Annotated in this window: 20 protein-coding genes, 1 riboswitch and 1 other annotated feature; of the genes, 11 read left to right on the forward strand and 9 right to left on the reverse strand. The window is 45.0% G+C overall.

Annotated elements, in window-relative coordinates; genetic code table 11:
* Window positions 1–210 precede the first annotated feature (210 nt).
* Window positions 211–394, forward strand: a riboswitch (Lysine riboswitch).
* Between the two features lie 98 nt (window positions 395–492).
* From QMG91_RS05900 to hisIE, 9 genes are all read left to right on the forward strand, one after another.
* The gene (locus QMG91_RS05900; protein ID WP_281829570.1) at window positions 493–2,124 is read left to right on the forward strand and encodes a Na+/H+ antiporter NhaC family protein; all 1,632 of its coding nucleotides are present in this window, start codon (window positions 493–495) and stop codon (window positions 2,122–2,124) included.
* A 183-nt stretch (window positions 2,125–2,307) separates the two neighbouring features.
* Window positions 2,308–2,441, forward strand: a sequence feature (His leader region).
* A gap of 56 nt (window positions 2,442–2,497) precedes the next feature.
* Window positions 2,498–3,394 (forward strand): ATP phosphoribosyltransferase, encoded by an 897-nt coding sequence (gene hisG / locus QMG91_RS05905; RefSeq protein WP_004406274.1) that lies wholly within the window; start codon window positions 2,498–2,500, stop codon window positions 3,392–3,394.
* Between the two features lie 4 nt (window positions 3,395–3,398).
* Window positions 3,399–4,697: a histidinol dehydrogenase gene (hisD, locus tag QMG91_RS05910; protein WP_022551142.1), complete on the forward strand. Its 1,299-nt coding sequence runs from the start codon at window positions 3,399–3,401 to the stop codon at window positions 4,695–4,697.
* Window positions 4,697–5,749, forward strand: a complete 1,053-nt coding sequence (gene hisC, locus QMG91_RS05915) for a histidinol-phosphate transaminase (RefSeq protein WP_200766940.1) — start codon at window positions 4,697–4,699, stop codon at window positions 5,747–5,749. The genes hisD and hisC overlap by 1 nt, the downstream gene beginning before the upstream one ends.
* 14 nt (window positions 5,750–5,763) lie before the next feature.
* Window positions 5,764–6,837, forward strand: a complete 1,074-nt coding sequence (gene hisB, locus QMG91_RS05920) for a bifunctional histidinol-phosphatase/imidazoleglycerol-phosphate dehydratase HisB (RefSeq protein WP_281829574.1) — start codon at window positions 5,764–5,766, stop codon at window positions 6,835–6,837.
* A 14-nt stretch (window positions 6,838–6,851) separates the two neighbouring features.
* Window positions 6,852–7,466 carry an imidazole glycerol phosphate synthase subunit HisH gene (hisH, locus tag QMG91_RS05925; protein WP_022551139.1) on the forward strand — a complete coding sequence of 205 codons (615 nt, stop codon included), beginning with the start codon at window positions 6,852–6,854 and terminating at the stop codon, window positions 7,464–7,466.
* Between the two features lie 11 nt (window positions 7,467–7,477).
* On the forward strand, window positions 7,478–8,215 hold the full coding sequence (hisA, locus tag QMG91_RS05930; protein ID WP_281829576.1) for a 1-(5-phosphoribosyl)-5-[(5-phosphoribosylamino)methylideneamino]imidazole-4-carboxamide isomerase: 738 nt from the start codon (window positions 7,478–7,480) through the stop codon (window positions 8,213–8,215).
* Window positions 8,197–8,970, forward strand: a complete 774-nt coding sequence (gene hisF, locus QMG91_RS05935; RefSeq protein ID WP_004406287.1) for an imidazole glycerol phosphate synthase subunit HisF — start codon at window positions 8,197–8,199, stop codon at window positions 8,968–8,970. The genes hisA and hisF overlap by 19 nt, the downstream gene beginning before the upstream one ends.
* The gene (gene hisIE, locus QMG91_RS05940) at window positions 8,967–9,602 is read left to right on the forward strand and encodes a bifunctional phosphoribosyl-AMP cyclohydrolase/phosphoribosyl-ATP diphosphatase HisIE (RefSeq protein ID WP_004406290.1); all 636 of its coding nucleotides are present in this window, start codon (window positions 8,967–8,969) and stop codon (window positions 9,600–9,602) included. The genes hisF and hisIE overlap by 4 nt, the downstream gene beginning before the upstream one ends.
* Window positions 9,603–9,682: 80 nt before the next feature.
* Here hisIE and QMG91_RS05945 read toward each other — a convergent pair whose 3' ends face one another.
* From QMG91_RS05945 to QMG91_RS05960, 4 genes are all read right to left on the reverse strand, one after another.
* Window positions 9,683–10,189: a YchJ family protein gene (locus tag QMG91_RS05945; RefSeq protein WP_281829579.1), complete on the reverse strand. Its 507-nt coding sequence runs from the start codon at window positions 10,187–10,189 to the stop codon at window positions 9,683–9,685.
* Between the two features lie 100 nt (window positions 10,190–10,289).
* Window positions 10,290–11,501 carry an EAL and HDOD domain-containing protein gene (locus tag QMG91_RS05950; RefSeq protein WP_004406302.1) on the reverse strand — a complete coding sequence of 404 codons (1,212 nt, stop codon included), beginning with the start codon at window positions 11,499–11,501 and terminating at the stop codon, window positions 10,290–10,292.
* A 112-nt stretch (window positions 11,502–11,613) separates the two neighbouring features.
* Complete coding sequence (gene lpxH, locus QMG91_RS05955) at window positions 11,614–12,345, reverse strand: UDP-2,3-diacylglucosamine diphosphatase (protein ID WP_022612855.1); 732 nt, start codon at window positions 12,343–12,345, stop codon at window positions 11,614–11,616.
* Window positions 12,346–12,385: 40 nt separating this feature from the next.
* Complete coding sequence (locus tag QMG91_RS05960; protein WP_022551134.1) at window positions 12,386–12,880, reverse strand: peptidylprolyl isomerase; 495 nt, start codon at window positions 12,878–12,880, stop codon at window positions 12,386–12,388.
* A 237-nt stretch (window positions 12,881–13,117) separates the two neighbouring features.
* Here QMG91_RS05960 and cysS point away from each other — a divergent pair, with 237 nt between their 5' ends.
* Both cysS and QMG91_RS05970 read left to right on the forward strand, forming a co-directional pair.
* Entirely contained in the window at window positions 13,118–14,503 is a 1,386-nt protein-coding gene (gene cysS, locus QMG91_RS05965) for a cysteine--tRNA ligase (protein WP_004406305.1), read from the forward strand.
* 71 nt (window positions 14,504–14,574) lie between these two features.
* Window positions 14,575–15,153 (forward strand): thymidine kinase, encoded by a 579-nt coding sequence (locus tag QMG91_RS05970; protein ID WP_004406306.1) that lies wholly within the window; start codon window positions 14,575–14,577, stop codon window positions 15,151–15,153.
* An 88-nt stretch (window positions 15,154–15,241) separates the two neighbouring features.
* On the opposite strand, the gene QMG91_RS05975 is transcribed toward QMG91_RS05970, so the two are convergent.
* From QMG91_RS05975 to cmoA, 5 genes are all read right to left on the reverse strand, one after another.
* A complete protein-coding gene (locus tag QMG91_RS05975) occupies window positions 15,242–16,204 on the reverse strand; it encodes an alpha-L-glutamate ligase-like protein (RefSeq protein WP_022551131.1) in 963 nt (320 codons plus the stop codon).
* 2 nt (window positions 16,205–16,206) lie between these two features.
* Window positions 16,207–17,715: an inactive transglutaminase family protein gene (locus tag QMG91_RS05980; protein WP_281829586.1), complete on the reverse strand. Its 1,509-nt coding sequence runs from the start codon at window positions 17,713–17,715 to the stop codon at window positions 16,207–16,209.
* A gap of 20 nt (window positions 17,716–17,735) precedes the next feature.
* Window positions 17,736–18,482, reverse strand: coding sequence for an ATP-dependent zinc protease family protein (locus QMG91_RS05985; RefSeq protein WP_022590120.1), 747 nt, complete (start codon window positions 18,480–18,482; stop codon window positions 17,736–17,738).
* 125 nt (window positions 18,483–18,607) lie between these two features.
* Window positions 18,608–19,579, reverse strand: coding sequence for a tRNA 5-methoxyuridine(34)/uridine 5-oxyacetic acid(34) synthase CmoB (gene cmoB, locus QMG91_RS05990; protein ID WP_022590121.1), 972 nt, complete (start codon window positions 19,577–19,579; stop codon window positions 18,608–18,610).
* 50 nt (window positions 19,580–19,629) lie between these two features.
* Window positions 19,630–20,358 (reverse strand): carboxy-S-adenosyl-L-methionine synthase CmoA, encoded by a 729-nt coding sequence (cmoA, locus tag QMG91_RS05995; RefSeq protein ID WP_200766949.1) that lies wholly within the window; start codon window positions 20,356–20,358, stop codon window positions 19,630–19,632.
* Between the last annotated feature and the right edge of the window lie 159 nt (window positions 20,359–20,517).

The raw sequence follows: 20,517 nt of genomic DNA on the forward strand, positions 1-20,517 counted from the left end.
TATATTTAATTTCTTATTAGCCGAATAGAATACGTCAATATTTATTACGCTAAGTGTCAAAAAAGTGTAAGTACGGAGCTTGTAGACCATTCATCTAGATGAAAGTTTCATCATTCTGGTTAAAACTTGAAATTATATGTTGCAAAAAGGTTTGGCATCCGTAGAATGGCTCGCACCTGATTTGGGTGGCGACTTTTTAACCAGGTTTTCGCCCAAGGTAGAGGCGCAATAACTATCAGTAAGCTCTAAGAGAGTGATGTCTAAGATGAGAGCTGAAAGGAGTTATTGCCGAAGTATTGGAAGTTATCGCCTTTCAATGCTGGGGTTATATTCGAATAGATATAACACTGCCATAGTCTATGTTGTTGTTAAACTATGGAGCGCTACTGTAGGGTTGGGTGAAGTGTTCACTTCCCTTTCGCTTGTTCAACTTAAGGTATAACTAATACCGTCTGCAGTAGATCTCTAACCAAATATTGGTTTCTGAAGATCATGAATTTATTAGATTTTGCGTCATCTCCGCTTTCGCTGCTTCCCCCACTGGTTGCTCTGGGTCTAGCCATTATTACACGTCGAGTTCTTATTTCCTTGGGTATGGGAATTTTGCTTGGCGGCTTACTTATCACAGATTATTCACTGTATGAATCGTTTAAATATATCTGGGATAAAGTATATGGCGTCGTTATTGAGACCAATGAAACTGTTATCGATGGCGTTAAAGTAGAAGAAGCCAGCTTAAATAGCTGGAATATGAGTATTATTGCATTTTTATTACTGCTGGGAATGATGACAGCTTTACTGACATTATCTGGTGGTACTCGAGCATTCGCCGAATGGGCTCAAAGCCGAGTAAAAAGTAAGCGTGGTTCGAAATTACTGGCAGCGTTTTTAGGCGTTTTCATTTTTGTTGATGACTACTTTAATAGCCTGGCTGTCGGTGCTATCTCCAGACCAGTTACTGATCGCTTTTATGTTTCACGTTCAAAACTTGCTTATATTCTAGATTCAACCGCTGCACCAATGTGCGTATTGATGCCTGCCTCAAGCTGGGGTGCGTATATTATGACCATTGTAGGTGGCATTCTGGTTACACATGGATTAACGGAATATTCATCAGCCTTAAGTGCTTATGTAAATATGATACCGATGAATTTTTATGCGGTATTCGCACTATTGATGGTATTTGCCGTTGCTTGGTTCCAACTTGATGTTGGCTTAATGCGTAAAAAAGAAATTGAAGCCTCTCAGGGGGTCGGTTTCGATGACGCAGAAAAAGATTCTGCGAATAATGAATTAAGTGAAGATCTTGATATCAACGAAAGTGAAACGGGTCGAGTTTCAGACTTAGTTATGCCTATTGTTGCGCTAATATTCGCGACAGTATTCTTCATGTTATATACAGGTGCACAATCATTAGCGGATTCAGGAAAAGATTTTGATCTGCTAGGTGCTTTTGAAAATACCGATGTTGGTACTTCTCTTTGTTACGGTGGACTGATTGGTTTAATTGTCGCTTTAATTACCGTACTACGTCAAAAAATAGAATTTGTGCAAATTATTCGCACTTTATGGATTGGCGCAGGTTCTATGTTTGGCGCAATATTAATTCTATTCTTTGCCTGGACTATCGGTTCTGTAATTGGTGATTTAAAAACAGGTACTTATCTATCTTCACTTGTTCAGGGAAATATTAACCCACACTGGTTACCTGTTATTTTATTCTTGCTTTCTGGTTTGATGGCATTCTCCACAGGTACATCATGGGGAACGTTTGGTATTATGCTGCCAATCGCAGGTGATATGGCTGGCGCAACAGATTTGGCACTGATGCTTCCTATGCTAAGTGCTGTATTGGCAGGTTCTGTATTTGGCGATCACTGTTCACCAATCTCAGACACAACGATTCTGTCTTCTACTGGTGCTCGTTGTAATCATATTGACCACGTCGCTACACAGCTTCCATATGCCGTTTCTGTTGCTGTTGTTTCGTGCGTAGGATTCATTGTTTTAGGTATGACATCGTCGGTGTTGTTCTCATTCGCGTCAGCAAGCGTGGCATTTGTCATCGTTTGTGGTGTTTTGAGTGTGATTTCTAAACGTCGACAGACTCCTGTTTCAGCATAATCCCGTTTAGCTATATAAGGCAGGTCATACGACCTGCCTTTTTCATTTCTGAATTTCTAACTCAAAGCAATTTTTCACTCAGAAAATTTTTTGGACTTAGGTCTTGCAAATCACCAACGGCTTGGGTTAGTGTGAAGTTAACTCAAGGAGAAAACTAAATATGCGTAAAAGTGTAATGAACATTCATCACCATCATCATCCTGACTAGTCTTTCGGGAGGTTTACGCATACCCGAGAGGCTCAGAACTCTCGGTGGTTGAATCAAAAATATCAGATTTAGACCCTCGGGAGAGCAAAACTCCCGAGGGTTTTTTCATTTTTAACGACTTATAAAACATTAAATATTCACTAAATTTCGCATAGGGACATTGCAATGCAAACACAACGCCTAAGAATTGCCATCCAGAAAAAAGGACGCTTGAGTAAAGAGTGTCTGAATCTACTGAAAAAGTGTGGTGCTAAATTCAACATCATGGGAGAGCGCTTAGTTGTGCACTCTGAAAATATGCCTATTGACCTACTGCTTGTTCGTGATGACGACATCCCAGGTTTGATCATGGATGGTGTTGTTGACCTTGGCTTTATCGGTGAAAACGAGCTTGAAGAAGTGCGCCTAGACCGTAAAGCATTAGGTGAACCATGTGAATTTGTCTCTCTTCGTCGACTAGATTTTGGTGGCTGCCGTTTGTCCATCGCTATCGATAAAGATGAAGAATACAACGGACCACAAGACCTGGCGGGTAAACGTATTGCGACTACATACCCTCAGCTACTAAAAAGCTATATGGATGAACAAGGTGTCGAATTCAGCACTTGTGTATTGACGGGCTCGGTTGAAGTTGCTCCTCGTGCAGGTCTGGCAGACGCAATTGCAGATTTGGTTTCTACAGGCGCAACTCTGGAAGCCAATGGTCTTAAAGAAGCAGAAGTGATTTTCAAGTCAAAAGCGACATTGATTCAACGTGCTGGTGAATTTGACGCAGAAAGACAAGCTCTTATAGAGAAACTTCTGACTCGTATGCAAGGCGTCCTACAGGCAAAAGAATCCAAATACATCATGCTACACGCTCCAACAGATAAGCTTGAGCAAGTGAAAGCACTTCTTCCAGGGGCTGAAGACCCAACAGTATTGCCTCTGTCTGCAGAGCAGAATCGCGTAGCCGTCCATCTTGTGAGTACTGAAAATCTGTTTTGGGAAACCATGGAACAACTAAAAGAGTTGGGTGCGAGCTCAATCCTAGTGCTACCAATTGAAAAAATGATGGAGTAACACCATGAGAACCGTTGTTTGGCAATCATTGAGTGAAGAACAGCAAGATGCCGTACTAGAACGCCCTGCGATTACTGAAGGAGCAAATATAACGGCGGCTGTTGCGGAAGTGATTCAAAAAGTACGTGGTGAAGGCGACAAAGCGCTAACTGAACTTACCGCAAAGTTTGACGGAGTGACACCAGAGTCTATTCGGGTTTCAAAAGAAGAAATTCAAGCAGCCTCAGATCGTTTGACCGACGATATGAAAAAAGCTCTAGAGCAGGCTTACTCCAATATTTCTAAGTTTCACAAAGCTCAAAAATCTCAGCCGATAAAAGTTGAAACACAGCCGGGTGTGGTGTGTGAACAGGTTACTCGTCCGATTAATACAGTTGGTCTTTATATCCCTGGGGGCAGTGCACCACTTCCTTCTACCGTATTAATGCTGGGCGTTCCTGCACAAATTGCAGGTTGTCGTAAAGTCGTATTGTGTTCACCACCGCCTATCGCCGATGAAATTCTTTATGTCGCTCAGCTGTGTAATATCGATGAGGTTTACAACGTTGGTGGCGGTCAGGCTGTTGCAGCAATGGCTTACGGAACGGAAAGTGTCAGCAAAGTCGATAAAATATTTGGTCCGGGTAATGCCTACGTGACGGAAGCAAAGCGTCAGGTGAGCAATGATTTCCGCGGTGCTGCGATTGATATGCCAGCAGGTCCTTCAGAAGTGTTGGTTATCGCTGATGATACTGCCGACCCAGATTTCATTGCAGCGGATCTACTTAGTCAGGCGGAACACGGTCCGGATTCTCAGGTGGTTTTGGTGACGCCATCTCCAGTGATTGCAGACAAAGTGACCGATGCCGTTCAGGCTCAGTTGAAAGAGCTGTCACGAGCTGAGATTGCTGAAAAGGCACTGGGTTCAAGCCTCATCATTATTGCCGAGTCATTGACGCAATGTGTGTCTATCTCAAACTTCTATGGACCTGAACACCTGATTGTTCAAACCAAAAATCCTCGTGAGTTGCTTCCTCTACTCGATAATGCAGGCTCTATCTTCCTGGGGGATTGGTCGCCAGAGTCAGCCGGTGACTATGCATCGGGAACCAACCACGTTTTGCCAACTTACGGTTATACGCGCACATATTCCAGCCTGGGCTTGGCTGATTTCTCTAAACGAATGACAGTACAAGAGCTGACTGCTGAAGGTTTAAAAACACTTGCCCCAACGGTAGTAACCATGGCTGATGCAGAAGGGTTAGATGCGCACCGCCGCGCCGTCACCATTCGTGTTGAAAAGCTGCAAGCAGGAGAGAAATAATGGAAAAGTTGGCTCGTAAAAAAGTACAAGAACTGACGCCATATCTTTCTGCCCGGAGAATTGGTGGCGATGGTGATGTTTGGTTGAATGCTAATGAATCGCCATTCAACAACGAATACAAGACGGATTTCGCTCGTCTGAACCGTTACAGCGAATGTCAGCCAAAAGAGCTGATTGAAGCATACGCTGCTTATGCCGGCGTTAAACCAGAACAGACACTGACTTCTCGTGGGGCCGATGAAGGGATTGAGCTCCTCATCCGTGCGTTTTGTGAGCCGGGTGAAGATGCCATTCTGTTCTGCCCACCGACTTATGGCATGTACGCCATCAGTGCAGAAACCATTGGTGTTGAGCAAAAGAAAGTCCCATTAACGCAAGATTGGCAATTGGATCTCGAAAATATTCAAACCAATCTTGAGAATGTAAAACTGGTGTTTGTGTGTAGCCCGAACAACCCGACAGGCAATTTGGTTAACCGTGAAGATATTGTCTCTTTACTCGAGATGACCAAAGACCGAGCCATTGTGGTGATGGACGAAGCCTATATCGACTTCTGCCCAGAAGCGACGACTGCTGACCTTCTTGGACAGTATCCAAACCTCGCCATTTTAAGAACCATGTCGAAGGCGTTTGCTTTGGCAGGGCTTCGTTGCGGCTTTACTTTGGCAAATGAAGAGATCATCAACGTACTGCTAAAAGTGATCGCACCTTACCCAGTGCCAATTCCGGTTTCTGAAATTGCCGTGCAGGCATTGTCTGAAGCAGGTCTGGCAAGAATGAAGTTCCAGACGCTGGATCTCAACGCCAACCGCGCTTACATGCAAGTTGGGTTGAGTATGCTGCAAGGGGTCGAAGTGTTCGAAGGGTGGGGTAACTACCTGTTGGTTAAATTCCCTGATGGCGATGCTATTTTTAAATCGGCATGGGAAAGCGGCATCATTCTCAGAAACTCCCCAATTGAAAACTGTGTTCGAATTAGCGTTGGTAACCGTGAAGAGTGTGAAAAAATCGTCGCGTTTATCCGCAATCAATTAGCTAAAAGTGTCGCTTAAGAAAGGAAATCGTAGTGAGCAAGCAACAAAAAATTCTATTTATTGACCGTGATGGCACCTTAATTGTAGAGCCGCCAGAAGACTTTCAGGTAGACCGCTTAGACAAGCTCAAGCTGGAGCCGTTTGTCATTCCAAGTTTATTGGCTCTTCAAGACGCCGGTTACCGTTTGGTGATGGTGACTAACCAGGATGGCTTGGGCACAGACAGCTTCCCACAAGAAGACTTTGATGGTCCACATAACATGATGATGGACATTTTCTCTTCACAGGGGGTCATTTTTGACGAAGTACTTATTAGCCCATACTTCGAAGAAGACAACAGCGATTGCCGCAAACCTAGGTTAGGCCTGGTAAGAGAGTACCTTCAAGGTGGAAAGATCGATTTTCAACACTCAGCTGTGATTGGTGATCGTATTACGGATGTGCAAATGGCCCAGAATATGGCGATTCGTGGCATTCAGTACAACCCAGAAACCATGGGTTGGAAGCAAATTGTCAAAGATTTGACCGTAAAAGCACGTGTTGCGGAAGTAGTACGCACAACCAAAGAAACCGATATTAAAGTATCTGTGAACCTTGATGAGCAAGGTGGCAACGAAATCAAAACTGGTTTGGGCTTCTTCGACCACATGCTGGATCAGATTGCAACGCACGGCGGATTCCAAATCAAATGCAGTGTAGACGGTGATTTACACATTGACGACCACCACACTATTGAAGATACCGCTCTGGCTTTAGGGCAAGCACTGAAAGAAGCTTTGGGTGATAAGCGTGGCATTGGTCGCTTTGGCTTCAGCTTGCCAATGGATGAGTGTCTAGCACAATGCGCACTCGATTTGTCAGGCAGAGCTTACCTAGTTTTTGATGCTAAGTTCAGCCGTGAAATGGTGGGAGATTTCTCAACGGAAATGACGGTGCACTTCTTCCGCTCATTAGCTGACTCTATGGCGTGTACATTGCACCTGTCTTCTACAGGTGACAATGACCACCACATTGTAGAGAGCCTGTTTAAGTCATTTGGTCGCACGCTTCGCCAAGCTATTAAGGTAGAAGGCAACGAATTACCAAGTAGCAAGGGCATGCTTTAAAAAGGAAGAATCACGTGGCAAAACAAAAAGTCGTCATTATTGACACCGGATGCGCCAACGTATCCTCAGTTAAATTTGCTATCGAACGCTTGGGGCAATCAGTCACTATTTCAAAAGACCCAGATGTTGTTCTGGCTGCCGATAAACTCTTCTTACCCGGAGTTGGCACTGCTAGCGAAGCCATGAAAAACCTGCAAGAGCGTGACCTGATTGATCTTGTGAAAAAGGTCGAAAAGCCTCTGCTGGGGATTTGTCTAGGTATGCAACTGCTGGGCAAGTTTTCTGAAGAAAAAGGTCAGAAAGCCGACGAACGAGTGGATTGCCTGGGTTTGTGTGAAGGTGAAGTCAAATTGATGGAAACAGGAGACTTACCTCTTCCACATATGGGCTGGAATACCGTTACTTCTGCCCCTGACCATCCGCTTTTTAAAGGGATTGAAGAGGGAGAGTATTTCTACTTCGTTCATAGCTTTGCTATGCCTGTTGGTGAGTACACCATTGCCCAGTGTGATTATGGCAAGCCATTTACGGCGGCAGTACAAAGTGGCAACTACTATGGCGTACAGTTTCACCCTGAACGCTCATCAAAAGCCGGCTCAAAGCTGATTGAAAACTTTCTGAATTTATAAAGGGAATTAAAGTGATTATTCCAGCTCTCGATTTAATAGAAGGTCAGGTTGTTCGCCTTTATCAAGGAGACTACGGTCAGGTAACTGAATATAAAGTTGACCCTGCTGAGCAATTTAACCTGTACCACCAAGCCGGTGCGAATTGGCTGCACCTTGTAGATTTAACTGGCGCGAAAGACACCTCTGCACGCCAGTTGGACCTTATTGCCAAACTGTTAGCCAGCACGCCAGCCAACATTCAAATTGGTGGTGGCGTGCGTAATGAACAAGACGTTGTGGATTTGTTAGAAGCAGGTGCTCAGCGTGTCGTGGTCGGTTCTACCGCGGTTAAACAACCGGAGCTTGTAAAAAGTTGGATGGAGAAATACGGCGCTGAGAAAATTGTGCTGGCTCTGGACATCAACATTGATGAAAGCGGCACTCGTAAAGTGGCGATTTCAGGCTGGCAGGAAGATTCCGGTGTCACGATTGAAGCATTGATCAACGACTACTTGACCGTTGGTCTAAAGCATGTTCTTTGTACCGATATTTCACGCGACGGTACGTTAGAAGGTTCCAACGTCGAGCTGTATATCGATTTGTGTAAGCAATACCCACAAGTTCAATTTCAGTCTTCAGGTGGAATTGGCTCACTGGCGGATATTGAAGCTCTGAAAGGAAGCGGTGTTTCCGGTGTAATTGTCGGTCGTGCACTGCTTGATGGTAAGTTCACCGCAGAGGAGGCATTTGCATGCTGGCAAAGCGAATAATTCCATGTCTCGATGTTCGTGATGGACAAGTGGTAAAAGGCGTTCAGTTTCGTAACCACGAGATCATTGGTGACATTGTGCCTCTGGCTCAGCGCTATGCAGAAGAAGGGGCTGATGAACTGGTTTTTTACGATATCACAGCGTCAAGCGATGGACGTGTAGTTGATAAAAGCTGGGTTGCACGAGTTGCTGAGGTGATTGATATTCCTTTCTGTGTCGCTGGTGGAATCAAGTCCGCTGAAGACGCGGCACGTATTCTGGAGTTTGGTGCGGATAAAGTATCCATCAACTCGCCTGCACTCGCTAACCCGGAGCTCATCACTAATCTGGCGGATAAATTTGGTGTTCAGTGCATCGTGGTCGGTATCGATTCCTACTACGACAAAGATACGGGTAAATATCAGGTTTACCAGTTCACTGGTGATGAAGCGCGTACCAAAGCCACTCAATGGGAGACGCGCGACTGGGTTCAGGAAGTGCAAAAGCGCGGAGCGGGTGAAATTGTACTGAATATGATGAACCAAGATGGTGTTCGCAATGGCTACGATATTGAGCAGCTCAACATGGTACGTGAAGTGTGTAATGTGCCTTTGATTGCTTCTGGTGGAGCGGGCGCGATGGAGCACTTTGCAGAAGCTTATCAAGCTGCGAATGTAGATGGGGCACTGGCTGCTTCAGTCTTTCATAAGCAAGTCATCAATATCGGTGAATTAAAACAATATCTGAAAAACGAAGGCATTGAGGTACGACTATGAGTTATGGAACCGCCGAAGTAAGTGCGTTGTCCGAGAAAATTAACTGGGACAAGGTGGACGGTCTGGTACCTGCTATTGTGCAAGATTTCCAATCTAGCCAGGTGCTGATGATGGGTTACATGAACCAAGACGCGTTGGCGAAAACAGGAGAAACGGGGCAGGTTACGTTTTTCTCCCGTACCAAAGCACGTCTTTGGACCAAAGGGGAAACCTCTGGCAACGTACTTCAACTGAAAAACATGGCGCTGGACTGCGATAACGACACTCTACTTGTGAAAGTTGAGCCAATCGGTCCTACTTGTCACTTAGGAAATACCACATGCTGGGATGTCGATCCTCAAGAGGAGTCGCAAATGGTGTGGCTTCATCAACTTGAGCAGCTACTGGCTGCCCGCAAGAGTGCCGACCCGGATTCTTCCTACACCGCCAGCCTATATGCCCGTGGCACCAAGCGTATTTCGCAAAAAGTGGGCGAAGAAGGGGTTGAAGTTGCGCTTGCGGCGACGTCGGGCGACAAGGCGGAGTTAGTATGCGAATCTGCGGATTTGATTTACCACTTGCTTGTGCTGCTACAAGATCAGGGGTTATCAATGAGCGATGTCATTAATAAGCTCAAAGAACGCCATAACTAATCGCAGTTCTTTTAGAGTCTAGAAATCCTATTAAAAAGCCTCTGAAATCAGAGGCTTTTTTATGTCAGATATCTAAATTGCTACCCGCAGCATTTCTTAAACTTTTTACCACTGCCACAAACACAGGGATCGTTACGTCCTACTTTTAAATTCTTGATAGGTTGCGTTAAGCGTGGGTCTTCTGGTTCTGGCTGCTCTTCTTTAGGAAACGTTCCATCAACGTAATACCAAAGCCCATCTTCTCTCAAAAACCTTGAACGTTCACCCAAGCAATATTGGTGTCCATCTTCATTGAAGTAGGCTTTAAACTCAACGTAACCTTCATCATCATGACTGCCATTTTCGGTGTTAATAACGTCCAGTTTGCACCAGTCACTATTTATAGATTCAGCGATACCTTGACGTTGCTCTTCCGCGTTTTTTGAAGGGTGGTAGGTATCAACAACAAAGTCCACAAGCTTCTTTACGTGAGCACTGTAACGAGCACGCATCAGTTGCTCAGGCTTTTCAGCCGCAGAATGATTGAGATGAACTTTTTGGCAGCAGTCTTGGTAAGACAGTGTATTTCCACAAGGACAATGAGACATGATGATTTTACCGAATAAGCGTGACAGGATCAGAGCTAACGTCACTTAAAGTTGGAGCAAAGGCTACCACGCTTTTATCGGTAAAGGTAGAGGAAGGAAATCAGTCGACTTCCATCAGCTCCTGAGACCAGTTGATCGCCCCGCGATAGCACTCTGCAATGCAATTCTCTTCAAGTTTGAGTTCTGTTCTTTTCGCGATAGTCGTATCCCAGTCAGCCTGCTCAAATGCTTTCACCAATGTAATGATGTTTCCCAATACACCCGTTTGGTTAAGAAGCGCTTCTTTCACCGATGGATCGACAGGAATCGAGTGCAATATGTCTTCCATTGGCTGATCAAGTAAGGAATCTAATAAAGAAAGCATGCCAGTTAAAAAGGCAAGACTCTTGTCTACTTGCCCCTTATAAAGATCAGCGACAAGCTCGCAGAAACGCGCACGAGTAATGGATAGGGTATATAGGGAATTTGGCTTGCCTTCATTGGCGTTTGATACGGCAACCAGAGAGACAAACTTACGCAATTTATCTTCACCAAGATAAACCAATGCCTGTTTGAATGATTTAATTTCATTGGCAACACTGGAGGTCGAATTTACATACCTCAGCAGCTTATAAGAAAGCGAAACGTCAGACGAAACCAAACGCTCAATCACATCGTAATTCAGCTCATCATTCGAAATTTCTTTACACAGTTGAATGACATTAAGCAATGAAGGCTCAATGGCACGATGCTGGATCATTTCAGGTTTGGCAAAAAAGTAGCCTTGAAACAGAGTGAAGCCCACTTCTTTAGCTTGTTGGAACTCTTCGTAAGTTTCTACTTTTTCAGCAAGGAACTGAATCTTTGTACTTTTCAGTTTGGCGATAAAAAAAGACGCCTTGCCGATAGGAACAGTGCGAATGTCAAACTTGATGATAGAAATCAGCGGCAGAAAACGCTTCCAATCTGGATTTGGAATGAAATCGTCTAGTGCGATTTTATAGCCCAGACGGTAGAGATCTTTTAGCGCGTCATACAATTCATCTGTAGGTTCACAGTCTTCCAGAACTTCTATGATGATAGAACTGCGCGGAAACAGAGCTGGGATCTGGTTGATCAGGCTTTGATACGGGAAATTAACAAAGCCCTTTTTTGTACCCAGATTATTTTGATTTGGGCTCAGGAACTGGTCGGAAAGCAGTCTTTTAGTTGCCAGCTCAGGTTCGACGTCAGGAAATGTGTTTTTAGGACCATCGCGAAACAGCAGTTCGTAACCCATGGTTTGGCGGTCAGAGTCAAAAATAGGTTGTCGTGCTACGTAAGAGTATTTCAATGGTATTGTCCACGTCTAAACATCAATAATGGAATGCATAATAAACATACGGAACAATTAATCTATATTTAGCTCAATAGCGCGTTACGCTGTGTTACATTCGAGCTTGTTTTTAGCCACCTGACAGTGGAAAAGTAATGATTTCCTGACCTGATTCGCTGTAAGACAAAATGTAACCATGGGTATACCAGTCTCCTAGCACAACCCTTTTCCCAACGGCGTTGCTTAGCTGAACATCATGCTGAGCGGGGCGATGTGTGTGTCCATGAATCATCAGTGGTGCATCGTAGCTCTCCATCACACGAGTCACCTCGCTTTGTGTTACATCCATGATGTTGAGCGACTTTTTCTGCTTATCACTACGGGTCTTGTTCTGAACGTTTTTTACTATTTTTTTTCTGAGGAAAAGAGGCACACATAGAAACAGTTTCTGCAGCCACGGCTGATGCACTTTTCGCCTAAATTCCTGATACTTCACATCTTCGAGACACAAGGTGTCCCCATGTAAAAGAATAGCAGGGGTGCCATAGAGGTCAATTTTTGTCACTTCAGGAAGAAGCTCAATACCTGTTTCTTTACTGAACCGCTTATTGACCAGAAAGTCACGATTGCCATGGGTGAAATAGCACTTCACGCCAGAATCAGTCAGGTCTTTGAATGCATCGATAATGGAACGGCTGAAAGGAGAATTATCATCATCACCTATCCAGAAATCGAATAAATCCCCGAGCACATAGACTTTCTCGGCTTGATAGGCGTATTTTTCAAGGAAATGGAAGAAGCCTTCAGTGATTTCAGGGTGGGTAGGGGATAAGTGCAGGTCGGAAATAAAAAGTGTGGTCATAAGCCCTAAACAAAGGGGAGCGTGATGCTCCCCAACGCAATTATTCTTCGATTGTCGTGCCAGTGATAACGACTTCCTCTAGCGGAACGTCTTGGTGCATTCCCATAGAACCAGTAGCAACGCCTTTGATCTTGTTAACGATCTCCATGCCTTCTACCACTTCACCAAATACACAGTAACCCCAACCGTCCAGACTTTCAGATTTGAAGTCCAGGAATGTGTTGTCGTTTACGTTGATGAAGAACTGAGAGCTAGCAGAATGCGGTTCCATAGTACGAGCCATAGCAAGAGTACCCACTTTGTTGCTCAAACCGTTGTTTGCTTCGTTTTTGATTGGTGCACGAGAGTCTTTTTCTTGCAGACCAGAAGTCATGCCACCACCCTGGATCATGAAGCCATCAATGACACGGTGGAAAAGAGTGTTGTCATAAAAACCATCACGGCAGTACTGTAAAAAGTTAGCACTGGTTTCTGGTGCTTTTTCATCATTCAATTGGATCTTGATGTCACCAAAGTTCGTGTGAAGGGTGATCATGATTACTTCCTTTAAATATTTAATGGGAATGGAAACAGAATTCTAGCGTAACCTCAAATTTACACAAGTCATACGCCCTCTGCGTGCTTAGGTTAACGACCCCTAAGAACAAAACCTGTTCAATTAGAACGAAATAACATTTTCCGAAGCGATTTCTGAAATTGAGCTATTACTTAACGTCAGTTGAATTGATATACTCGGGCGTTCTTAAAACCACTAACCGAATTTAAAGAGATCATGCTTAAGATATTTAACTCACTCACCCGACAGAAAGAGGAATTCAAACCCATCCATGCTGGCAAAGTTGGCATGTACGTCTGTGGAGTAACTATCTATGATCTCTGTCATATCGGACACGGTCGTACCTTCGTTTCGTTTGATGTGGTTTCTCGTTACCTGCGTTACTTAGGCTACGATCTGACATTTGTTCGTAACATCACAGACATTGACGATAAGATCATCAAGCGTGCGGCGGAAAACGGCGAAAGCTGTGACTCTCTGACAGAACGTTTGATCGGTGAAATGCACGCTGATTTCGATGCGTTAAATATGAAGCGCCCAGACGTTGAACCTCGCGCAACACAATTCATTCAGGAAATCATTGATCTTGTTGAAACACTGATCGAACGCGGTTTTGCCTACGTTGCAGACAATGGCGACGTCATGTTTGAAGTGAAGAAATACGACGAGTACGGAAAACTGTCTCGTCAGGATTTGGATCAGCTTCAGGCAGGTGCCCGTGTTGATGTTGAGCTTGCAAAACGCAGCCCGCTGGATTTCGTTCTTTGGAAAATGTCTAAGCCAGGTGAACCGACATGGGAATCACCATGGGGTCCAGGTCGTCCTGGCTGGCACATTGAATGTTCAGCGATGAACTCATCGATTCTTGGCGATCACTTTGATATACACGGCGGTGGCTCTGATCTTCAATTCCCTCACCATGAAAATGAGATTGCTCAGTCTTGCTGTGCGCACGACACGCAATACGTGAATACGTGGATGCACAGTGGCATGGTGATGGTAGACCGTGAGAAGATGTCAAAATCTCTGGGTAACTTCTTCACTATCCGTGACGTTTTGGGTCACTACGATGCGGAAACCGTGCGCTACTTCCTGATGTCAGGTCACTACCGCAGCCAGCTAAATTACAGTGAAGAAAACCTGAATCAGGCACGTGCTTCTCTTGAGCGTCTCTACACTTCATTACGTGGCCTTGACCTTTCTGCTTCTCCTGCTGGTGGCGAAGAATACGTTACTCGCTTTACCGAAGCGATGAATGACGACTTCAATACACCAGAAGCGTATTCGGTACTGTTTGACATGGCTCGCGAAGTGAACCGAATCAAAGGTGAAAACTTAGAACAAGCCTCAGCACTTGGCGCTTTACTGCGTGAATTGGCGGACGTGATCGGTATTCTTCATCAGGATCCAGAAGCCTTCTTGAAAGGTGGTGCGGCCGATAACGACGACGAAGTGGCAGAAATTGAAGCGCTGATTAAACTTCGTAATGATTCTCGTGCAGCAAAAGACTGGGCGAATGCTGATATGGCGCGCGATAAGCTGAACGAGATGGGCATTGAACTCGAAGATGGTCCGGAAGGAACCACTTGGCGTCGTAAGTAACGTAATTCACATTTTATAAAGGGCTGAAGTTTCAGCCCTTTTTTCTGATTTTATTTTCTTGGAAACAATCTGTGGCACAAATGTATTTTTATTACTCAGCGATGAACGCGGGTAAATCTACAACACTTTTACAGTCCTCTTTTAACTATCAAGAGCGTGGGATGAATCCGATGATTTATACCGCAGCACTGGACAACCGCTACGGAATAGGAAAAGTAAGCTCTCGAATCGGTTTGCAGTCTGAAGCCCAGTTATTTCATCATGAAACGGATTTGTTTGAAGAAATAAAGAAACACAATGAAGAACAAAAACGCCATTGCATCCTTGTGGATGAGTGTCAGTTCCTGTCAAAAGATCAAGTTTATCAGCTAACAGAAGTCGTTGATAAATTGGGTATTCCTGTACTGTGTTACGGCTTGAGAACAGACTTTCTTGGGGAGCTATTTGAAGGCAGTAAATACCTGCTTTCATGGGCTGACAAGTTGGTAGAGCTGAAAACCATCTGCCATTGCGGGCGTAAAGCGAACATGGTGATTCGAACGGATGAGCATGGTAATGCCATTGCAGAAGGCGACCAAGTAGCAATAGGCGGAAACGACCGTTACGTATCTGTCTGCCGCAAGCATTACAAAGAAGCGTTAGGTAAGTAACCTGAGCCCGGGATAAGAGCAGGCTTAAAGCATGAATAGCAAAAGAGCACCTGAGTGGTGCTCTTTTTTCGTTTGGAGGGAAGAGTAATCAGCTTTGTGAACCAAAGGTTTTGGCTGCATAGGCAACACGCTCAGCTGGTTTTGGATATTCTGCGGGTTCTCCCAGGCTTTCGATATGACGAAGCCGAGGCAACAGACCACTGCCATTAGCAATTTGAATCGCCAGCCCCGGGCGAGCATTCAGCTCCAACACCATAGGACCTTCTTCTTTGTCGAGTACCATATCGGTTCCCATATAGCCCAGCCCTGTCATCTCCCATGCGCTTGAAGCCAAAGTCAGCAATCGTTCCCAATGTGGGACTTGCAAAGTCGCCAGTTCTTTCCCCGTGTCTGGGTGATGTTTAATCGGCTGATCAAACTGCACGGCGCGAACGGCCTTGCCTGTTGCGATGTCGATGCCTACGCCTACTGCACCTTGGTGTAAGTTAGCTTTGCCGTCCGAATCTGAAGTCGATAAACGCATCATTGCCATTACAGGATAGCCCTTAAACACGATGATCCTTACATCAGGCACGCCTTCATAACTGAAGCCTTCAAAGCAATCGTCGAATTTAATCAGGTTTTCAACTACCGCCACATCGTTCTTTCCACCCAAAGAGAACAGACCCGCAAGAGCGTTACTGATGTGCCTTTCAACGTCTTCTTTGTTGATCACCGATCCAGAAGGCTTCATGTATTCGCCATCTTTGTGGGAGGTCACCACAAGAATGCCTTTTCCACCGCTGCCCTGAGCAGGTTTAATCACAAATCCCGGCCAGTCTTTGACCATCTTATGAATCGATTTCACCTCTGCCTGATGGCTGATGACACCAATCAGCTTTGGTACGGTTGCGCCAGCTTGCTCTGCAATGAGTTTGGTTTTCAATTTGTCATCGACCAATGGATATTTTGAACGATCATTGTATCGCCCGATATAGCTGTGGTTACGCTGATTCATTCCCATGATCCCTTTGCTTTTCAGCTTGAAAGGGGAGGTGAACTGACTCCACATACTTAATCCTCCGCCAGCGGCTTAAAGCGACGCAGTTCTGTCAGACGATAGCCCGTGTAGGTACCCAGAAGCAAAATCAGAGCAAGAACGATCAGTTGCAAGCCAATGAAGTTAAAGGTCAGATGCTGAACAAACGGATTGGTCATCGCCAAATACACTAAGACTGCAGTAAGTAGGGAACCACCACCTTGAATAAAGACTTCTTTTCCGCCTTCTTCTTCCCACAAGATAGACATACGTTCAATGGTCCAAGAGAGAATGATCATTGGGAAGAAAGTGATAGTCAGACCTTCATTCAATCCAATATTGAAAGAGACAATCGTGAAGATTGAGATGATCAGAATAACCGTGATGATGACGGCTGAGATTCGGGCAACTAGCAGCAAATTCAACTTAGACAAATAGCCGCGAATAACCAGCCCCGTTCCTACAATCAGCAAGAAACCAACAATACCAGTCAGTAGCTGGGTTTGAACGAATGCCACTGCAATCAGGACTGGCATAAAGGTGCCAGAAGTTTTCAACCCGACAATCACACGCAGGAAGACCACAATAAGCGCGCCAATAGGGATCAGCATAATGGTTTTAAACATCGACTGTTCGGCAATTGGCAGGCTGTGAATTGAGAAGTTGAGCAGGCTGTCTGCTTCTACTTTTTTGGAGGTTGCCTGTTGTGGAGTGACTTCCTGAGCAATCATTGAGAACAGCACCTGACTGTTCTTACCGCCAATCACGTCAAGTAGGGATATATTCGAATCGTCCCATACAAGCCAGTTTTTCTGTTTACCTTGTACACCAGAATGGGTGTCGAACAGTTCCCAGTTTTCGCCATCCCACACTTCGACCATTGGAACAATGTTCTGGCGACGACGTCCGTCTTCCAACTGAATCACGCCTACGACTTTGTTTGGAATGGCAGCGTAACTCAGCAATTTAGACGTGGTGTTTACCTTATCCTCTGTGTTTAAAAGCAATGCTGCATTTTGGTTATCACCATCATTCAACTGCTTAATCAGCTCTCTTGCCAGAGTTACATTGTCTGCGCTTCTGTCCGTAGCTTGTTGCAATAGCGACTGTGCTGCAGCATCTTGAGGACCATCAAAAATCGGCTTCTCAATGGGATCATCAGACGGTGGAATAACCGCTACGTTCGCTTGCTCATCCACCAAGAATTGCGCTTTGTAATAAATAATCTGAGGACCAGTTGCGCTTCGGATACTCCACTCTGCGCGTCGCCCGCTTTCAGTACTGACGTAGGCAACACCATAACCCGGAGATGAAGTACTCTCGTTAATCAATGTAAAACCAGACTGTGTTGCAGGAGCGGCTAACGACGCTTTCACAGCATCGCCATTTGCAGAGAACTCAACACGTGCTTCTACATCCCAGACTTGTCTGGTTTCACCTGGCGTCCATGGCACGCCATAATCGGTATGGCGAAGAATACTGAGTGCAATCCCTGCAACGATAAGAAGTGCGACCGCAAGATAAAAGGGCACTTTGGATGTCATGGCTTTGAATTCCTTAACGTTTACTGAGTGTTAGATTGCAGGTAAGTTTTGCTGACATCGACGAGAGCGATGTCTTTAATAAATTCACGACCAAGCAGAATTGGGTGGCTCATTTGAGATCGGTCAGCCAGCGTGAACTGTGCTTTTTCGTGGATCATGCCAACTTGAACCCACAGTTCGACAACCGGTCTGCGTTGAGCTTCTTCACTGGTAGACTGACGAATTTTCGCGTATCTGAGTACAGGCGATTCAATCCAGAGCTGATCTTCTTTCTTGGTCTTTTCGTCACTGATGTGAAACTTCACCCAGGTTTTGCCGTTTCGCTCGAATTCCTGAATATCAACAGCATTGATTGAAGACGTTGCGGCACCTGTATCTACTCGGGCATCAAACTGCTGCTTAATCGTATCGATTTTCACTTTTTCTATCGCGCCAAGCACAACGGTCTGAGTTGGTTCTGGTGCTGGCTGGGTTTGCTTAGGCTGTATAGGCGCGGCTTTTGGGGTTTTCAGCTTCTTGAACTGCTTAGCCTGTTCTTGTCGAAGCTTGGCGACTTCGTTATTTAGATTGGTCAGCTCAATACTTAAGTAGTTAATGTGATCGTTTTGCTTATCAATTTGGTCAGCGTAAGTTTGAAGCTGGTTGGTCAGGTTTGACTCTGATTGTTGAATGGCAGCTTGGGTAGATTGAGTGTATTTCTCTCCGTCGATCAGCGTGCATCCAGACAACACTGTCACGGCAGCTAAGGCGGCAACCTTTTTAAGCATAATGACCTTATTTTTAGCGGGTTAAAGCAGGAAGTGACACAAAGTGTATATTATAAAAAAGGATGCGTGAAGCACCCTTATGTTAATCTGATGTCAGAGCTGCCTGAGCCGGACAATAATTAGACCTATGGATTCCTTGCCACTAAAACTGCGCGCCTTGGTGCCGGGTAACCTTCAACGGTTTTGCTAGGATCGTTCGGGTCTAAATAGTCTGGTAACGAGTTATGTGTCATCCATTCTGTTGTGCGTTGTTCTCCGACGGAAGTGACGTTCTCATCTACAATACGAACATCTTCAAATCCGCATTTTTCCAGCCACACTTTTAACGCCTTCGCAGATGGGAAGAAATACACGTTGCGCATCTGAGCATACCTATCAACAGGAACCAGCACTGCATTCTCATCACCCTCGATAACCAGAGTTTCAAGAATCAATTCCCCTCCAGATACCAGTTGATTTTTAAGCTGAATCAAATGATCCAGTGGAGAACGACGGTGATACAACACGCCCATGCTGAACACGGTGTCAAAAGCCTGTAATTCAGGAAGTTGCTCGATACCAAGTGGCAATAAATGCGCACGTTGATCGCCGCCCATCAACTTTCTGACTGCTTCAAACTGAACCAAAAATAGATGAGACGGGTCGATACCTACACACAAACGCGCGCCTTCACCCAGCATTCGCCACATGTGGTAGCCATTACCACAACCTACATCCAGCACACTGCGATTTTTCAGCGGTGAAATATGTGGAAGAACGCGATCCCATTTCCAGTCGCTTCGCCATTCAGTATCAATATGAATGCCATGCAGGTTGTATGGACCTTTACGCCAAGGGTGGAAAGTCTTAAGCAGGTTTTCTAACTTTTTCAGCTCACCAGTATGCAAAGGTTCGTTATTTGATAAAGAGACGGAGTCTTTCAAATCAATGTTGTCTGGTGTGCCTTCCTGAATTTTATTCAGCGCACGCAGCCAGCGTTCAAAGTCGCCATGTTCTGCATTTTGCCAATCCGTCAGCTGCTGAGGAAGAATGTTCAGCCAAGGCTGAAGGCGAGTATCTTGAGCGATAAGTTGGTAGAAATTAGCAAAGTTGAACATGGTTTAAGTCGTAATCGTCGTTAATTTAAAGTCAGTGCAGGTAAGCGATGTTATTTGATGGCGAACATAGAGCCAAAGTTAAAGCATTGAAACCACACTTCGTTGCTTGAAAATCCAATGCTCTCAAAGCGATCTTTATGCATTTGAATGGAATCAGGACGCATCACATTTTCGATGGCGCTGCGTTTCTGACTGATTTCCAGTTCGCTATAACCGTTTGCACGTTTGAAGTCATGGTGAAGGTCGATAAGAAGTTCGTTTGCGGTTTCGTTTTCAAATACGTACTTCTCTGAAAGAATCAAAATTCCGCCTTTTCTTAATCCACGATAGATTTTCTCTAGCAAATTTTGGCGGTCTTCTGGTGAGAGAAACTGCAGTGTAAAGTTCAGAACCACCACAGAAGCGTTCTCAATATCAATATCCCGGATATCTGCTTCTATTACCTCAACAGGGGTATCAGAGCGGTAAGCGTTGACGTGTAACTTACAGCGCTCGACCATTGCTTCAGAATTGTCGACCGCAATGATCTTACAACCTTCTTTGCTGATATGGCGGCGCATGGAAAGCGTTGCAGCACCAAGAGAGCAGCCCAGATCGTAGATATTAGATTGCGGTTCGACAAAGCGCTCTGCCAGCATTCCAATGGCAGAAATGATGTTGCTGTACCCTGGAACTGAACGTTGGATCATATCCGGGAATACTTCGGCAACATTGGCATCGAAAGTAAAATCTCCAATCTTTTCAATAGGTGCAGAAAAGATGGTGTCTTTGTGGCTCATAGCAAACTCGCAATTGCAAACTCAGGAACATTAACTTTACCCGTGATAAACATTCACAGTAAGGGTAAGCCAGTCTCTAATCCTTAGCTCAGGTTAGATACACAGCTCGAAAAGGGGCGTATTCTAAGAAAATTTTGCCCCCGTGTCATCAGGGTCTGT

It is taken from the genome of Vibrio nigripulchritudo (assembly GCF_027924785.1).
Taxonomy (GTDB): Bacteria; Pseudomonadota; Gammaproteobacteria; order Enterobacterales; family Vibrionaceae; genus Vibrio; species Vibrio nigripulchritudo.

Excerpts from the sequence above, each read along its gene's own strand:
- hisC (WP_200766940.1), top strand. The coding sequence starts at position 4,697 with ATGGAAAAGTTGGCTCGTAAAAAAGTACAAGAACTGACGCCATATCTT.
- QMG91_RS05985 (WP_022590120.1), bottom strand. The coding sequence starts at position 18,482 with ATGCTTAAAAAGGTTGCCGCCTTAGCTGCCGTGACAGTGTTGTCTGGA.
- QMG91_RS05975 (WP_022551131.1), bottom strand. The coding sequence starts at position 16,204 with ATGTGGAGTCAGTTCACCTCCCCTTTCAAGCTGAAAAGCAAAGGGATC.
- lpxH (WP_022612855.1), bottom strand. The coding sequence starts at position 12,345 with ATGACCACACTTTTTATTTCCGACCTGCACTTATCCCCTACCCACCCT.
- QMG91_RS05945 (WP_281829579.1), bottom strand. The coding sequence starts at position 10,189 with ATGTCTCATTGTCCTTGTGGAAATACACTGTCTTACCAAGACTGCTGC.
- cmoA (WP_200766949.1), bottom strand. The coding sequence starts at position 20,358 with ATGAGCCACAAAGACACCATCTTTTCTGCACCTATTGAAAAGATTGGA.
- cmoB (WP_022590121.1), bottom strand. The coding sequence starts at position 19,579 with ATGTTCAACTTTGCTAATTTCTACCAACTTATCGCTCAAGATACTCGC.
- hisD (WP_022551142.1), top strand. The coding sequence starts at position 3,399 with ATGAGAACCGTTGTTTGGCAATCATTGAGTGAAGAACAGCAAGATGCC.
- cysS (WP_004406305.1), top strand. The coding sequence starts at position 13,118 with ATGCTTAAGATATTTAACTCACTCACCCGACAGAAAGAGGAATTCAAA.
- hisF (WP_004406287.1), top strand. The coding sequence starts at position 8,197 with ATGCTGGCAAAGCGAATAATTCCATGTCTCGATGTTCGTGATGGACAA.
- hisIE (WP_004406290.1), top strand. The coding sequence starts at position 8,967 with ATGAGTTATGGAACCGCCGAAGTAAGTGCGTTGTCCGAGAAAATTAAC.
- QMG91_RS05960 (WP_022551134.1), bottom strand. The coding sequence starts at position 12,880 with ATGATCACCCTTCACACGAACTTTGGTGACATCAAGATCCAATTGAAT.
- QMG91_RS05900 (WP_281829570.1), top strand. The coding sequence starts at position 493 with ATGAATTTATTAGATTTTGCGTCATCTCCGCTTTCGCTGCTTCCCCCA.
- QMG91_RS05980 (WP_281829586.1), bottom strand. The coding sequence starts at position 17,715 with ATGACATCCAAAGTGCCCTTTTATCTTGCGGTCGCACTTCTTATCGTT.
- hisG (WP_004406274.1), top strand. The coding sequence starts at position 2,498 with ATGCAAACACAACGCCTAAGAATTGCCATCCAGAAAAAAGGACGCTTG.